Below are 15181 nucleotides of genomic sequence, written 5' to 3' on the forward strand. Positions count from 1 at the left end.
GGCACGGCGACGTCGCTACTGGCAGCAACGTCGGCACCGCCCCGGCGATTCCCCGTGCGGGGTCGTTTCGCGAGCAGCGAAACGTCAGCCGAGCGCCCGCAGCAGTTCCTGCGCCACCGCCGCGGACGAGGCCGGGTTCTGCCCGGTGATCAGGTTACGGTCGACCACGACCTGCGGCGCCCACGGCTCGCCCTCGCGGAAATCCGCGCCCAGTTCGACGAGCCGATCCTGCAGCAGCCACTTGGCCTTGTCGGCCAGGCCGCCCTGGCGCTCCTCCTCGTTGGTGAACCCGGTGAGCCGGTAGCCCGCGAAGGGGTTGGCGCCGTCGGTGTCGACGGCGGCGAGCAGCGCGGCAGGGCCGTGGCACACCACCGCGAGCGGTTTGCCGGATGCCAAGGTGGCGGTGAGGAGTTCGCCCGACTCGGCGTTCACCGCGAGATCCTCCATCGGACCGTGGCCGCCGGGGTAGAAGACGGCGGCGTAGTCGGCGAGGTCTACTTCGGACAACTTGACGGGGTGCTTCAGTTCCGCACTCGCCGCGAGCACCTGGGCCCGTTTGTCGGCACCCTCCTGGCCGCCGTTGAACTCGGGCGCCAGGCTCCCCTGGTCGACCGGCGGCACGACGCCGCCGGGGGTGGCGACGACGATCTCGTGGCCCGCCGCCTTGGCCGCCTCGTACGGCACGGCGAACTCCTCGGCCCAGAAGCCGGTCGGGTGCGGGGTGCCGTCGGCAAGGGTCCAGGTGTCGGCACCGGTCAGTACGAACAGTATTTTCGCCATACCGTCGACAGTACGAGCGTCACCGTAGACTGGCCAATGGGAACGCCGATATCAGACATCGGAATTCTGATCGCTCGTCCGCTCGGCGAAGACCGTGCGCGCCACCGCGATTCCGTTGAGCGCGGCGGGGAATCCGACGTAGCCCACCATCTGGATCAGCACCTCGACGACCTCCGCTTCGGTACCGCCGACATTGAGCAGGCCATGGATGTGCACCGCGAGTTGCGGCGCGACACCGAGTGCGGTGCACATGGCCACCGTCACCAGCTCACGGGTCTTCAGGTCGAGCCCGGGGCGGGAGTAGATGTCGCCGAAGGCGAACTCGACAAGTAGGCGGGCGAAGTCCGGGGCGATGTCTTGCAGGGCGGCGATGACCTGTTCGCCCGCTGCCCCGTCGATCGCGGTCAGGGCGGTCGAACCGCGCTCGAACCGGTCACCCTCCGGTGCGGCGGCAACGGCGGGCTCGGCAGGCAGATCGGTCCGTGCGGCGAATACCTCCTCGGCGACGGTCAGGCCGTTCAGCGCGGCCGGAAAGCCCGCGTAGACGCTCGCGTGGATGATGACCTCGACGATCTCCGTGCGGGTGCAGCCGACATTCAGCGCGCCGTCGATGTGGAACCGCAGCTGCGGCGCCGCGTTGCCCAGCGCGGCCAGCGCACCCACCGTGGCCAGCTCCCGCTGCCGCAGGGTCAGCCCCGGACGCGAGAGAATGTCGCCGTAACCGAACTCCACAGTGATGCGGCCCAGATCGGGCGCGATGTCGGCCAGGCTGTCCAGCACGGCGGGGTGCTCCTGTCCGCTGATCTGCCTGAGCAGCGCGATGCCGCGGTCGTAACGATCGTTTGTGCTGGTGGAGTGCTGAACGCTGGTCATGCGACGACTGTAAAAGTTGGAGTGCGCTCCAACGCAAGTGCTGACTCATCCTTGTAGGGGAGGTGAGATCGGGGGGAATATCGGGGTCTGTCCCCGATGTGGGTGCGGCCGTCCGATCCTTAGCGTTCAGGCATGCGCTGTGCACCGATCATCGTCGCCATCTCCGCGGTTGCCCTGCTTGCCGGGTGTACGTCGGAGTCGAAGCCCGAGAACGCGTCCGGTGCGGTGCCGGACAACAAGATTCGCGCCGTACAGGCCGATATCGACAGCATCGTCGCGTCGGGGGTCACCGGGGCGATCGCCACCGTCACCGATAACGGCAAGACGGTGGTGCTCACCAGCGGTGTCGCCGATATCGACACCGGCGCAAAGATTCCTACCGAGCCCGCCCAGCACGTCAGGGTGGGCAGTATCGCGAAAACCTTTGTCAGCGCGATCGTTTTGCAGCTCGTCGCGGAGGACAAGGTGCGGCTGGACGAGCCGGTCGACACGTATCTGCCCGGGCTGCTGCGTGGGGAGGGGATCGATGGGCGGGTGATCACCGTGCGCCAGATCCTGCGTCATCAGAGCGGGCTACCGGAGGTGGCCGCGGATCCGCGGGTCGACGAGTATCGCGCGGCATTGGAGAACCGCATCATGACACCGGCCGAAGGTATGGCGATCGCGCTACAGCGGCCCGCCGACTTCGCGCCGGGGGCCCGATATGAATACAACAACACCAACTATTACGTCGCGGCCATGCTCATCGAAAAGGTCACCGGCGCACCGTATGTCGACGAGCTGAACCGGCGCATATTGCAGCCGCAGGGGCTGGCCGACACGTATCTGCCCGCGGCGGGTGATCACGAGATCCGCAGTCCGCACCCCAAAGGCTATGGGGTAGTGGACGGCAAGATGACCGATGTGTCGCGCATCGAACCGTCGGTGCCCTGGGCGGCCGGGGGGCTGGTCTCGACGGGTGCCGACTTGAATCGCTTCTATTCGGCGCTGGCCGCCGGTCGGGTGGTCCCCGAGGTCCAGCTGCGCGAGATGCGCGACGGCGTGCTGATGGACGCGGAAACTCAGATGCACTATGGACTCGGCTTGGGCAGCCTCAAACTGTCGTGCGGCGCTGAGTATTTGGGGCACTCGGGCGGGATATACGGGTTCGTCAGCCTGTCCGGTGCGACAACGGAGGGGCGTGCGGTGACCTATACGTTCACCAAGGATCCGGATGCGATGCCGGATCTGGTCGGCCTGCTCGGCCACGCGCTCTGCCCGTAATCGTTTGTGCGGATCGAGGGGTCTCCGCCGTCCGGGCTGTTCGCTCGGACGGCGGAGTCATGTGCTGGGCGAGCCTCAGATGAGGTTGCGCTGCTTGAGGATTCGACGCCGCACGTCCGCGAGCAACGTGTAGGTGCCGCCGTGCCGGAGGAAGCGCGGGATGAATCGGTTCACGAAGGCGACGAACACGAACAGATGCTCGAAGCGCCGCTGATCGGTGGCCGTCCATGGCACCTGGAGCTGTTCGCGGAAGATCGGCGCGAGGAAGCCGATCGTGAGGAACTTCAACAGGTTTCGGAACGGCAGCCGCAGATACCAGTGGATCATCCGCAGCTCCAGCAGATCGTTCAGATAGGCGCGCACGTACTCGTCGATGGCGACCTGCTCGCAGGCCTCGCTCCAGTACCGATCGAAGTCCGCGCGGGTGGCGGGCCACATGTCCTCGGTCACCTGCAGGGTGGTGCCGAGCGTCGACGAGGACACATAGAACGCCTCGGCCTGCTCGTCGCTCATCCGGCCTTGTAGCAGTTGGTAGGTGTCCTCGAAGCCGATGTACAGGCAAGCGGCGACCCACAATTGGAGATTCCGGTCGAACGCGTTGTACTTCACCGGCGCGCCCGGCGCCGAATGTACTTGTCGGTGCGCGACGTTCACCGCCTCCCGGTAGGCGAGGCGCTCGTCTTCGGTGCCGAGAATGGCGACCGCCAGATACTGCGTCGTCGTGCGGGCCCGCTTCCACGGATGGTGCATCAGCGAGCCGGATTCGACCTTGCTCTCCGCGACGCCGTACCCCACACCCGGGCGCGCCAGCTGCATCACGACATTGGCCGCGGCGCCCGCGAAGGACCAGAAATCCAGCGCGTCGGAGAGTTTGATCGCCCGCTTGGTGGTCGGCCGGTGCGTGGCGCCGATCCGGATCCGAGTGCGTTCCTCGGACAGCGGGACGGCGGCGTGTTCGGAGGAGTGAGCGGCGGTCATGGGAGTCCTTTCGGGTCCGGAATCGACTCCGCGTGGTGTAACAACCTGTGAACTGTTGATAACTTAATCCGCGCGGGCTCGGCGCGTCAACGGGTTGTACTGCATGGGGAAAGTCTTGCGTGTACCGCAATGAATCTACGCCAAAGTCTTCCGTTAAGTCCGGAATCGTGCGTAACATACGGGCCCATACCGGACCGTGTGGCGTCCGGCACGGATCCAACGGTGGATCCCTTGTGGGTCCTGCCGTGGGCGGCCGGTCACGTCGACCGGCACGCGAAAGGACACGCATGCTCAAGAGGCTGGATCGGATATTCAGCTACGAGATGAAGGTCTCGGAGTTCCTGGGGACGCTGATCATCCTCGGCATCCCGTACGGCCTGATCGGCGTGGTCTGGACGCTGACCCACACCAGCCACCTGCGCGGTATGCACGGCATCGACGTGGTCGTCTCGTTCCTGGGTTCGATCGTGTGCTGGCCCGTGCTCACCTTCTCGAATGTGTGCATGACCTGATGATGATCCTGGTCTGGTTGATCGACGTCCTGGTGATCGGGGTGAAGGTGCTCGCGGGGCACACGCGGGTCAATCCGGTGCTGCGGTTCGGGTTGTGGTTGGTCGTGCTGAGCGCCGTCGTGGTCGGCGCTGCCGTCCTGGGCTTGCTGCTCGTGCTGCTGCAGCGGCAGTTGAGCGGTACCGCGTGAGAGGCAGCGATCGATGACCAGCACCCAACGGCCGCCGGGCCGCACCGATCTCGAGCAAGCCGTCGACGACCTCAAGGGTCTGTGGCAGCGACACCCCCAGCGGTCACTGGAGACGCTGGGCAGGCAGGTGACTCTAGGTCGCGACGCCGTCCTGGAGATGTTCCGCGCACTGCTCACGCGCCGGTTTCCGTTCCAGGAATTCATCAAACAGTGCGCGTTCATGTCCAGCGTGTCGGCGGCGCCGACGGTGTTCGTCGCGATACCGGTCGCGGTGGTGGTCTCGATTCAGATCGGCGCCCTGGTGAGTCAGGTCGGCGCGACCACCTTCATCGGTGCCGTCAGCGGGCTCGGCATTATTCGCCAGGGCGCGCCGCTGGTCACCTCGCTGATGATCGCCGGTGCGGTCGGCTCGGCCATCTGCGCCGATCTCGGTTCCCGCACGATCAGGGAGGAGATCGACGCCATGAAGGTGATGGGCGTCGATCCGATCCGCAGGCTGGTCGCGCCGCGGCTCGCGGCGGCGGTGCTGGTGAGCATGCTGCTGTGCGGCTTCGTGGTCTTCGTCGGCTTCGCGACCGGCTATCTGTTCAACGTGTATGCCCAGGGCGGCACCCCGGGCTCGTTCATCAGCAGCTTCGCCTCCTTCGCCGTGGCGAACGACATGATCGTCGCCTTGCTGAAGGCCGCCATCTTCGGCGCGCTCACCGCGATCATCGCCTGCGACATCGGCCTGCACACCAGGGGCGGACCCGGCGGCGTCGCCAACTCGGTGAACGCGGCGGTGGTCAACTCGGCGCTGATGCTGTTCGCCACCAACATCATCATCACCCAGGTGTACAACACGCTGTTCCCGGCAAAGGTGATCTGAGATGGGTTCGCGCTATACGCCGCCGGCGTTGCAGCCGTTCCGGGTGGTCGGCGAGTTCGCGCGCGGACCGATGCGCGCCAACCGGCGCCTCGGCCATCAGGCCATCACCTTCGTCGCGGCGATCGCGGCAATTCCGTTCACGCTCAAGCACTATCGCAAAGAGGTGCTGCGGCTCACCGCGGACGTCGGCTGGGGCAACGGCTCGCTGGTCGTCGGCGGCGGCACCGTCGGCGTCGTCATCATCCTGTGCGGGTTCGGCGGGATCACCGTCGGCATGGAGTCCTACACCGCGCTGAACCTGCTGACCATGAACCCGCTGACCGGTGCCATCTCCGGGTTCGCCACCACCCGCGAGATCGGCCCGATCCTGGCGACGCTGGCCTTCGCCATCCAGGCGGGCTGCCGATTCACCGCGCAGTTGGGCGCGATGCGGATCTCCGAGGAGATCGACGCGCTGGAATCCATTGCCATCCGCCCGCTCCCGTACTTGATCACAACCAGGATGATCGCGGCGACGCTGACCATCGTCCCGCTCTACAGCGTGGGGCTGGCGGTGGCGTACCTGATGACCAAGCTGTCGGTGCTGTTCCTCGGCGGCACCTCGGCGGGCACCTACGACCACTACTTCTTCCAATTCCTCAACGGTGCCGACGTCTTCTTCTCGGTGCTCAAAGTGATGGTGTTCGTGCTGATCTCGACATTCCTGCAGTGCTACTACGGCTATGTCGCCACCGGTGGTCCGGAAGGCGTCGGCCAGGCGGCCGGGCGCGCGATCAAGATGGTGATCGTCGTCATGGTGTTCGCGAATCTGTTTCTCACGCTGGCGATCTGGGGCATCGACCCCGGCATCCGGATCTCGGGATAGGGGCCGCGATGATCATCGATCCCAGTGGCCGTGGGCCGAGCCCGCGGCAGCTGTCCCTCGCGGGCATCGCGCTCACGGCGGTGCTGCTGCTGTTGCTGTACCTGCTCGGTCTGCGCTATACCGGCCGCTTCGAGGACAACGTCGGCGTGGTCGCCGTGCTCACCAGCACCGGTGACGGGTTGCCCGAGAACGCCGACGTGAAGTTTCGCGGCATGATCGTCGGCTCGGTGGCCGATGTGCAGGTCGTCGCGAAGGGGGAACGGCAGCGCGCCGAGTTGAACCTGAAACCCGCTGTGGCGGCGCTGATCCCGGCTGCCGTCACGGCCAGGGTCATCCCCAACAACATCTTCGGTGTAACGGCGATCGAGCTCGTCGACAACGGACCGACCCGGGAGACGTTGCGTGCGGGGGCGGAGATTCCCGAGGACACCAGCGAGGGCACCGTCCAATTGCAGACCACGCTCAGCGTGCTGCGCGACGTGCTCGATCACATCCAGCCGGAGAAGCTGGGCCGGGTGCTCGCCACCCTCGCCGACGCCCTCGACCCGGCCGCACGGGTACCGGGCTCCACCATCGAGCGGCTCGACACCTGGCTCACCCAGGTGCACGCCATCCCCGGGATCGGCAACCTGCTCGGCGATCTGGGCCGGGCCGCGACCGCGCTGAGCACGTCAGCGCCCGAGCTGGTCGGTGTGCTGTCGGAGTCGGTGACCACCGCGCGCACTCTCACGGAGCGGCGGGACAAGCTCGTCGCGCTGCTCACCAACGCCAACGGGGCCGTCGACTCGGTGAATTCGCTGTTCGCGCGTAACCCCGATGCGGGCAAGGAGGTGGTCTCCGGTGTCGGCGAGCTGTTCGGCAGCCTGGCCGAGGATCCGGATGCCCTGCAGCAGACGGCGGCCAATCTCAATGTGTCCCTGCAGAAATTGCGCTCGGTGTTCGGTTTCGGGCCGAGTCGCCAGATGATCTGGAAGATGGACGTGTCCTTCACGCCGTTTCAGCAGTACACCGCCGCGGATTGCCCGCGGTACGGCAGCATGGCCGGGCCACGCTGCGGCGGTGCCTCGGTACCGGAAGTCGCGCCGCCCCAGGAGTTTCCGCAACAGCTGGCACCGCAGTGGCTGGATGCCGCGGGCCCTGCGCCGGTCGTGCCCAAGCTGCCGAGTATCCCGGGCATTCCGATGATTCCCGGGCTGACGGCACCGGCCGCGGCGAAAGATCCGGCACCGAATACCGCAGGGCCCAATGGCTTACGCGGCCCGGACGCCGTCGCGGCGATCGTCGGCGGCAAGCCGACCGCGGCGCAGTATCTGCTGCTGTCGCCGCTGCTGGCAGGCGGCTCGGTCACCCCGGCGGACAAGGGCGGTAGCTGATCATGAAATCAGGTAAAGCCCTGGCCGGTTTCAGCCTCTTCGCCGTGGTCGCGATCGTGCTGACGTATACGATCTGGTCCACCCTGCAACGCTCGGTGACCGGCGACACCGACTCCTACTCCGCGACGTTCTCCGATGTGCTCGGCCTGCGGGTCGGCGACGACATCCGGATGGCGGGGGTGCGGGTCGGCCGGGTGGACGAGATCGACTTCGACGGCGACTACCGGGCCCGCATCGAGTTCCGGATCCAGCGCAAGCAGCGGTTGACCACCACCACCAAGGCCATGGTGCGCTACCAGAACCTGATCGGGCAGCGCTATATCGCGCTGGTGCCCGGCGCGGGCGGCGGACAAACGCTGGCGGCGGGTGCGGCGATACCGCTCGAGCGCACCGAGCCGTCGTTCGACGTGTCCGCGCTGCTGTCCGGGTTCGAGCCGTTGTTCAGTGTGCTGCAACCGGATCAGATCAATTCGCTGTCGGAGACGCTGATCCAGGCTTTGCAGGGCAACAATGTCTCGCTGAGCGCGTTGATCACCCAGGCCGCCGAGCTGGCCGGCACCTTCGGGCAGCGGGACCAGATTCTCGGCGACGTGATCGGCAACCTGAGCAGTGTCATCGCCGGGCTCGCCCATCGCAGCGGGGAACTGGAAACGCTGATCACCCAGGCGCGTTCGCTGGTCGAGTCGCTCTACGCGCAAGGCGAGTCGTTGAAGGGGTCGGTCGATCAGGTGGCCACCTCGACCGACTCGCTGGCGCGGCTGATCGCTCAGGTGAAGCCGAATATTGCTCGGGCGCAAGACGATGCGACGAGCGGTGTGGCACTGCTGCTGCTCAACGGCGCCTCGCTGGACCAGGCGGCCGTCGAGCTGCCGAGCCTGCTCAACGGCATCGCCAGATTCACCAGCTATGGCGCCTACGGCAATGCCTATATCTGTCGTCTCGATGTCTCGCTGTGGGGTGTGCTGCTGCCGCCGGGGCTCTTCTCACAGGTCGGCGGGGATTCACAATCGGAGGTCTGCCGATGATGACACGAGCGCGATCGCTGATCGGGCGCGTCCGGCTGCCGCGGAACCGGCTGCTGTGGCTCGGGCTGCTCGCGGCGGGTTCGGTGGTGCTGCTGCTGGTCGGCTCCAGTGTGCTGTCCCAGGCCCGGTTGGGGGACAAGACCATTCAGGCGGAGTTCGCCCAGGCGGCCGGGCTGCGGGCGGGTGCGTCGGTGGATGTGTCCGGCATCGAGGTCGGCTCGGTGCGCGCGGTGCGGCTCGACGGCGCGAAGGTGCTGGTCGACCTGCGGGTGCGCCGGGATCTGCGGCTCGGCCCGGACGCGCACGCGGCCATCAAGATGACGACGATCCTCGGCAAGCTGCACGTCGAGCTGGTGCCGGGCAATGGAAAAGGGTTGCCGGGCAACCGAATTGCGCTGGCGAACACGTCGGTGCCGTACAACCTCAGCAAGGTCATCCGTGATCCGGTGTACAAGTCGTCGTTCGAGCGGATCGAGCGGATCGATCCGGCCAAGCTGCGCCAGTCGCTCGACTTGCTCAGCAGGCAGATGGGTGACTCGCCGCAGCTCACCGTCGAGGCGTTGAACAGCATCGGCGCGCTGGCCAAGGTGATCAACGACCGCCGCGACGAGGTCGACGTGCTGCTGAAGAGCATGGATCAGGTCTCGCAGCTGGTGTCGGACAACCGCAACAGCGTGCTGCTGCTGCTCACCCGCGGCGAGGCCATCGGTAACGCCGTCGCGGTGCGGCAGAACATGCTGAAGTCGTTGCTGGACAACGTCGCCGAGCTCTCCCGGCTGCTGCAGGAGATGGGCCTGGAGAACAACGATCAACTCGGGCCGATGATCCAGAGCCTGAACACCATGTCCGAGGGTCTGGAGAAGAACCGGGAAAACCTCGACTCGCTCTACGAGATCATGCCGGTTGCCTTGCGGCAGTTCAACAATGCGCTCGGCAACGGACCCTACGGCGACGTGTGGGCGCCGTGGATTTTCCCGGACAACTGGTTGTGTTTCGCCGGTGCGGTACAGGGGTGCAACTGATGAAGATAGGTACTTTCCGCAAAACCGCCGTGTTGTGCTGGGTCGCCGCGGTGGCGTCCGGGTGTTCGCTGCTGCCGGACAGCCTGAGCGGGCTGCCGGACCAGTACCTCGGCGAACGTCTGCGGATCAGCGCCGATTTCGAGAACGTCGCCGGCCTGTACGCGGGCAACGATGTCGCGATCCTCGGGGTCCCGGTGGGCCGGGTCGACACCGTGACCGCCAGGGGCAGCTACGTCGAGGTGACCATGTCCATCGACAAGGACGTCAAGGTGCCCGCCGACGCGATCGCCGCGCTGGTGTCACCGCAGCTGATCACCAACCGGCACGTCGAGCTCGCGCCCGCCTACGAAGGCACCGGCCCGGTGCTGGCCGACGGCGCGCACATCCCGCTCGAGCACACGCGCACCCCGGTGGAACTCGATCGGATCCTGGAGAATTTCGACCAACTGGGCCGAGCACTGAAGGGCGACAACGAGTCCGGGCCAATGGCGAGCCGGGTGCTCTTCCCGCTGCTCGACGGCAACGGCGACAAGCTCCGCGAGACGCTCGACGCCATGTCCTCGGCCTTCGAGGTGAGCCTGGCCAACGGCGACCAGATCTCCAACACCATCGTGAAACTCAATGAGATCACCCAGATCATCGCCGAGAACGACCAGACGGTGCGGGATTTCAGCGGCAGGCTCACCGAGATGGTGCAGCTGATGGGCGAGCAGGCGCCGGGCTTGCAGGCGGTGCTGACCCAGCTCAACGACTTCGTCACCAACACCTCGACCGTGGTGGGCACCAACCGCGAGCAATTGCTCGGCGCGCTCAACCGATTCACCGCCCTCACCGGGCAGATGCGGGCCAACGCGCGGGCGGTCACCGAGATCGCCGACGTGACGCCGCTGTTCTTCCAGAACCTCGCCAACGCGACCAGCCGCGAGCATCAGGCGCTGCGCTTGCACGGCCTGCTGGACAAGGCGGTGCTAGACGGCGAGGCCCTGTCGGTGTTCTGCGAACGGGTGCAGATGCGCCTGGATGGTTGCCGGACCGGCAAGATCCAGGATTTCGGCCCGGACTTCGGGCTCACCGCCGCGCTGCTCGGACTGACCAAATGAGGGCGCGGGCACTGACCACGCTGTGCGTCGCCGTGGCGATCGGCGCGACCTCGGGCTGCGCGGTGACGGTGGACAACGTGCCGCTGCCGAAACCGGGCATCGGCGGTCCCGGCTACACCCTGCACGCGGTGTTCCGGGACGCACTGAATCTGCCAGCCAACGCGCACGTCAAGATCGGTGGCTCCGATATCGGCATGGTGTCCGCGATCAGCACCACCGACTTCCTCGCCGACGTGGAGATGCAGATCCGCCAGGACATCCAGCTGCCTCGGGGGACCACCGCCGAGCTGCGCCAGGCCACCCCGCTCGGCGACATGTTCGTCGCGATGACGCTGCCCGCCAAACAGGACGGTGCCGAACTGCTGCGACCCGGAGACACCATCGCCCCGGAGCAGACCGCGACCGGCGCCTCGGTGGAACAGCTGATGATGTCGGTCTCGCTGCTGCTCAACGGCGGCGGCCTCAACCAGGCGGCCCGGATCACCGCCGAGATGAACTCCATGTTCGGCGGGCGCGCCCCGGAGCTGTCGCATCTGATCACCGAGATGACCGATGTGCTCACCGCACTCAATCGGCGCACCGCCGACATCGACGGCGTGCTGACCGGATTGAATACCCTCACCGGTGAATTGGCCAGGCGCAAAGCCGAATTGGGCGCCGCCGCGGACACCTTCCCGCCACTGATCGGGCTCGTCGCCGAAAACAACAGGGCCATCGCCGATCTCATCGCGAAGGTCTCGGTGACCATGGCCGCGCTCGGTGACTTCACCGACACCACCGGCTCGGACTTCCTCAGCTTGTTCGACAGCATCCAGCGACTGATGTCCGGCTTCACCAAGATGGGTGACGATCTCGCGGGCGCCCTCGATGGATTGCACGCCATCTACCCGTCGATCTCGGCCAGCCTGGACGGTCCGGTGCTCGCGGTGGCGGCCACCGTGTCCTATCTCAGCGTCGGCGCGCTGACCGACCCGAAGGGCAGCAGGCCACCCGAGATCGGTGACGTGCCCGCGTTCATCGGCAGCCTGGCGCAGGTCATCGAGAAGGTCATCGGCCGGCTGCAAGGCGGTGGCCGATGAACCCGCCGCTGAGCTCACCCACCCCGCCGGCTTCGCCGGCTGCCATCCCCCTGTGGCAATGGCTGGTCTGGCACCGGGTCGCTGTAGCCAATATCGGCCTGATCGTGGTGCTCGTGCTCGGCGCGTCCTATCTGGGTGTCTATGTGCTGCGGATCAGTCCGCTGCCGAGCACGTACACCGTGCGGGTCGAGTTGCAGAGCTCCGGCGGTCTCGCACCGAACAACGACGTCACCTTCCGCGGTACCCGTGTCGGCCGGGTCGAGGAGGTCCGCATCTCCGGCGACGGCGTCGCCGCGATCGCCGAAATCGACAAGACCGCACGGATTCCGGTGGGCGGCACGGTCGCCGTCGGCAGGCTCTCCGCGGCGGGTGAGCAGTATCTCGACTTCCGGCCGGAGGCGGACAGCGGGCCATATCTGGCCGACGGCTCCGTGATCGAGCGCGCCAGGACGACGGCGCCGGTGACGATGCAGTCGGTGTTCGCGAGCATGAGCGGACTGATCGGCGGGATGAATCCCGGACGGCTCAACGTCATCGTGGACGAACTGGACAAGGCGCTGGCGGGTGGCCCGGATCGGCTGCGCAACATGATCTCCGGTATCAGCCGGGCCATGGCCGGATTGACCGACCTACTGCCGCAGACCAGGCAGCTCATCGAGAACCTCCAGGTGATCGCCGACACGACCAGTCACGCGCAGCCGGACCTGACCACCTTGACCACCGGCTCCAGCGCGCTGTTCCAGCAGTTGACCGCCGCCGATCAGGAAGTACGCAAGTTCCTCGACCTCGGACCCGGCCAGCTGGCCACCCTCGGCGGCATCGTGCGCGACACCGAGGATCCGATGACCAACCTGGTCACCAACTTCGTCGCGATCACCAAGGCCGCCAAGCTGCGGGCCCCCGCCATCGCGGCGCTGTTCCCGGCGCTGCGCACGGGTTCGGAGGCGATCGGCATTCCGGCCCATGACAACGCGTACCACACCCTGGTCGACCCATGGCCACGGCCGAGCTGTGACTACGACACCGTGCCCGTGGTGCCGACCACGAAGACCGTCGACACCAGGGTCCGGCTCTACAACTACTGCGTCACGAGCAATCCGGCGTTGCAGGTGCGTGGTTCGGCGAACGCGCCGCGACCGAACGTGCCGGACAACGGTGCCGGGCCGCCGCCCGGCGTCACCGGCAATGAACTGTCCCGACCGGCACCTGGTAGATAGAGGAGCGCACCATGACCGACAACGAACTACCCGAGGATTCGACTGCATCGAGTGATGTTGTGCCAGAGAAGGACTCGGATCAGGCTGCACCTGCCGGCGGGCTCGAGCGGTTCCGGCCAGGCCGAGTCGGAAAGCTCGTGCTCGGTGTGGCGGCGGCCGTAACACTCTGCGCCGCAGTCGCTTCGAGCGTTGTCTTCTACGTGCAGAACAAGGGCAACAAAGCCACTCTTGCCGCCAACGCGGACGCGCGCACGGCCGCCTGTGCCTACGCGCCGATCCTGGCCGACTACGACGCGAAGAAGCTCGACCCCTACTTCGCCGCCGTGCTCGACGGCGCCACCGGTGACTGGAAGAAGCAATTCGACAGCACCAGCAAGGAATTGCGCGAGGTGCTCACCCAGGGCGAGGTGGTGTCGAAGGTCAACGACGTGCAGTGCGCGATCAAGACCGGTGACGAGCACTCCGCCGAGGCCATCGTGGTGATCGGGCAGACCATCACCAGCATGGGCACCCAGGGCAAGCCCGCCCCCGGCCAGCTGTCCATGGTGATGCGCCTGGAGAAGGTCGACGGCCGCTGGCTGGTGAACAAGGTGAATTCGCCGCTGGCCCCGCCGCAGCAGCCGTAACTACTCGGCGTCGCGGCCGAACAGCACGACCCGCATCAGGTGGACCACCCGTTGCCGCGAGCACGCCGGATCCGTGGAGCCGAAGCGCTGGCCCAGGTCGACCACCAGCGCCAAGGCCGCGTGGACCAGCAGTCTGGCGTCGGCGGCGGCGAGTTCGGGGCGGACGCCGACGAGCAGCTTCGCCCACTCTTCGACGTTGAGCCGCTGGATGTTTCGCAGGGCCGTCCGAGCGTCGGCAGGCACGTTACTGATCTCGGCGTAGTAGACGAAGGTCAGCTCGCGTTCGGCGAACGAGCCCGCCACGTAGAGCTCGATCAGCGTCGTCAGGGCCTGCTCGGGGCCGTCGGCGGCGGCGACCGCAGGGCCGATCGCGGCCGAAACCCGTTCTGCCGCACGGCGGAACGCGGCCGCCAGGATGTCGCCCTTACTGCGATAGAAGCGGTACACGGCGGAGGAGGCGGGCAACCCGGCCGCGGTGGCGATGTCCTCGACGCTGACATTCGGATAGCCGCGTTCGTGGAACAACTCGATCGCGCGCGCGAGCAGCAGCTCGTGCTTGAAGGTCAGCGGAATCTCGGTTACCGCAAGGGGTTCGGGGTGTTGCGCCGGTGGCGGCAGCACGCACTCGGCGGCGGCGCGGCAGGCCGCCCCGAGCAGTGCGGTCAACGCGCGCACCGGGATCGACACGTGGTGGTCGCCGATGCTGCTGAGCACGCTCAGCACCGCGGCCGCCAGCACGGACCGGTCCGCCTTGTCCAAGTCCGGACGGGCCTCGCCGAGCAGCGACATCAGGACCGAATGCACCGTCGCCAGCTGGTCGTCCAGGATCGCGGCGTCGGCGTCCTCGAGATAGCGGCGCTGCCAGCGCAGCAGCGCGGCGCTGCGGCGATTGGCGATCGAGGACGCGATGAGGGCGTCCACGACGCGGCCGAGCCGTATTTCGGCGGGCAGCCCGCGCGCCGAGTCGGGCAGCCGCACCGCCGCCTCGCTGAGGGCGCCGAGCCGCAGCGCCTCCTCGCGGAACAGCGCGTATTTGCTGGGGTAGTGCCGATACAGCGCGGCCGAGCTGATGTCGAGCCGGGACGCGATGTCCTCCATGCTCACACCGTGGTAGCCGAGCGACCCGAACGCCTCAGCGGAGGCCGCCGCGATCTGGGCCCGTCGATCACGCGGCCGCCGGCGGACCACGCGCGGCGCGGTCCCGTCGGACGCCTTGTCCGCGGCGCGGCCTTCCTGGGCACCCATGCGGCGATGGTAGCCCAATCGGACGCTCGGTACAGGGGCCTTTGCATGCCCGAACTCAAACTGAATGGTAGATCACAAAGGAATCCAGATTGCGGAAGCTACCTGTAACTCTTCGACCGCACCTATCTGGAATTCCGCATAACATAAGCGACCGGTTGGTACCTCAG

The 15181-nt window shown here is 66.9% G+C and carries 16 protein-coding genes; 12 read left to right on the plus strand and 4 right to left on the minus strand.

Annotated features, from left to right (window positions below; all coding sequences use genetic code 11):
* Positions 1–84: 84 nt before the first annotated feature.
* Both NN4_RS28745 and NN4_RS28750 read right to left on the minus strand, forming a co-directional pair.
* On the minus strand, positions 85–780 hold the full coding sequence (locus tag NN4_RS28745; RefSeq protein WP_147138052.1) for a type 1 glutamine amidotransferase domain-containing protein: 696 nt from the start codon (positions 778–780) through the stop codon (positions 85–87).
* A gap of 51 nt (positions 781–831) precedes the next feature.
* Positions 832–1653 carry a carboxymuconolactone decarboxylase family protein gene (locus NN4_RS28750; RefSeq protein WP_147138055.1) on the minus strand — a complete coding sequence of 274 codons (822 nt, stop codon included), beginning with the start codon at positions 1651–1653 and terminating at the stop codon, positions 832–834.
* 132 nt (positions 1654–1785) lie between these two features.
* Between NN4_RS28750 and NN4_RS28755 the strand changes: the two genes are divergently transcribed.
* Positions 1786–2916, plus strand: coding sequence for a serine hydrolase domain-containing protein (locus tag NN4_RS28755; protein WP_147138058.1), 1131 nt, complete (start codon positions 1786–1788; stop codon positions 2914–2916).
* Between the two features lie 75 nt (positions 2917–2991).
* On the opposite strand, the gene NN4_RS28760 is transcribed toward NN4_RS28755, so the two are convergent.
* The gene (locus tag NN4_RS28760) at positions 2992–3894 is read right to left on the minus strand and encodes an oxygenase MpaB family protein (protein WP_147138061.1); all 903 of its coding nucleotides are present in this window, start codon (positions 3892–3894) and stop codon (positions 2992–2994) included.
* A gap of 287 nt (positions 3895–4181) precedes the next feature.
* Between NN4_RS28760 and NN4_RS28765 the strand changes: the two genes are divergently transcribed.
* Genes NN4_RS28765 through NN4_RS28815 form a run of 11 tightly spaced genes read left to right on the plus strand, consistent with a single transcriptional unit; the run spans position 4182 to position 13769 of the window.
* A complete protein-coding gene (locus tag NN4_RS28765; RefSeq protein WP_135233531.1) occupies positions 4182–4406 on the plus strand; it encodes a hypothetical protein in 225 nt (74 codons plus the stop codon).
* Entirely contained in the window at positions 4406–4594 is a 189-nt protein-coding gene (locus NN4_RS28770) for a hypothetical protein (RefSeq protein ID WP_147138064.1), read from the plus strand. Before NN4_RS28765 ends, NN4_RS28770 begins: the two co-directional genes overlap by 1 nt.
* A 13-nt stretch (positions 4595–4607) precedes the next feature.
* Complete coding sequence (locus tag NN4_RS28775) at positions 4608–5462, plus strand: MlaE family ABC transporter permease (RefSeq protein ID WP_147138066.1); 855 nt, start codon at positions 4608–4610, stop codon at positions 5460–5462.
* Position 5463: 1 nt separating this feature from the next.
* On the plus strand, positions 5464–6327 hold the full coding sequence (locus NN4_RS28780) for an ABC transporter permease (RefSeq protein ID WP_147138069.1): 864 nt from the start codon (positions 5464–5466) through the stop codon (positions 6325–6327).
* 8 nt (positions 6328–6335) lie between these two features.
* Complete coding sequence (locus tag NN4_RS28785) at positions 6336–7700, plus strand: MlaD family protein (RefSeq protein ID WP_147138072.1); 1365 nt, start codon at positions 6336–6338, stop codon at positions 7698–7700.
* A 2-nt stretch (positions 7701–7702) separates the two neighbouring features.
* Entirely contained in the window at positions 7703–8725 is a 1023-nt protein-coding gene (locus tag NN4_RS28790) for an MCE family protein (protein ID WP_147138076.1), read from the plus strand.
* Positions 8722–9747 carry an MCE family protein gene (locus NN4_RS28795; protein ID WP_371865742.1) on the plus strand — a complete coding sequence of 342 codons (1026 nt, stop codon included), beginning with the start codon at positions 8722–8724 and terminating at the stop codon, positions 9745–9747. The genes NN4_RS28790 and NN4_RS28795 overlap by 4 nt, the downstream gene beginning before the upstream one ends.
* On the plus strand, positions 9747–10847 hold the full coding sequence (locus NN4_RS28800; RefSeq protein WP_147138079.1) for an MCE family protein: 1101 nt from the start codon (positions 9747–9749) through the stop codon (positions 10845–10847). The genes NN4_RS28795 and NN4_RS28800 overlap by 1 nt, the downstream gene beginning before the upstream one ends.
* Positions 10844–11926 carry an MCE family protein gene (locus NN4_RS28805; RefSeq protein WP_147138082.1) on the plus strand — a complete coding sequence of 361 codons (1083 nt, stop codon included), beginning with the start codon at positions 10844–10846 and terminating at the stop codon, positions 11924–11926. The genes NN4_RS28800 and NN4_RS28805 overlap by 4 nt, the downstream gene beginning before the upstream one ends.
* Positions 11923–13143: an MCE family protein gene (locus NN4_RS28810; protein ID WP_147138085.1), complete on the plus strand. Its 1221-nt coding sequence runs from the start codon at positions 11923–11925 to the stop codon at positions 13141–13143. Before NN4_RS28805 ends, NN4_RS28810 begins: the two co-directional genes overlap by 4 nt.
* A gap of 11 nt (positions 13144–13154) precedes the next feature.
* The gene (locus NN4_RS28815) at positions 13155–13769 is read left to right on the plus strand and encodes an Rv1363c family protein (RefSeq protein ID WP_147138089.1); all 615 of its coding nucleotides are present in this window, start codon (positions 13155–13157) and stop codon (positions 13767–13769) included.
* On the opposite strand, the gene NN4_RS28820 is transcribed toward NN4_RS28815, so the two are convergent.
* Positions 13770–15014 carry a TetR/AcrR family transcriptional regulator gene (locus NN4_RS28820; protein ID WP_147138092.1) on the minus strand — a complete coding sequence of 415 codons (1245 nt, stop codon included), beginning with the start codon at positions 15012–15014 and terminating at the stop codon, positions 13770–13772.
* Positions 15015–15181 lie beyond the last annotated feature (167 nt).

The organism is Nocardia ninae NBRC 108245, assembly GCF_007990755.1.
Taxonomy (GTDB): domain Bacteria; phylum Actinomycetota; class Actinomycetes; order Mycobacteriales; family Mycobacteriaceae; genus Nocardia; species Nocardia ninae.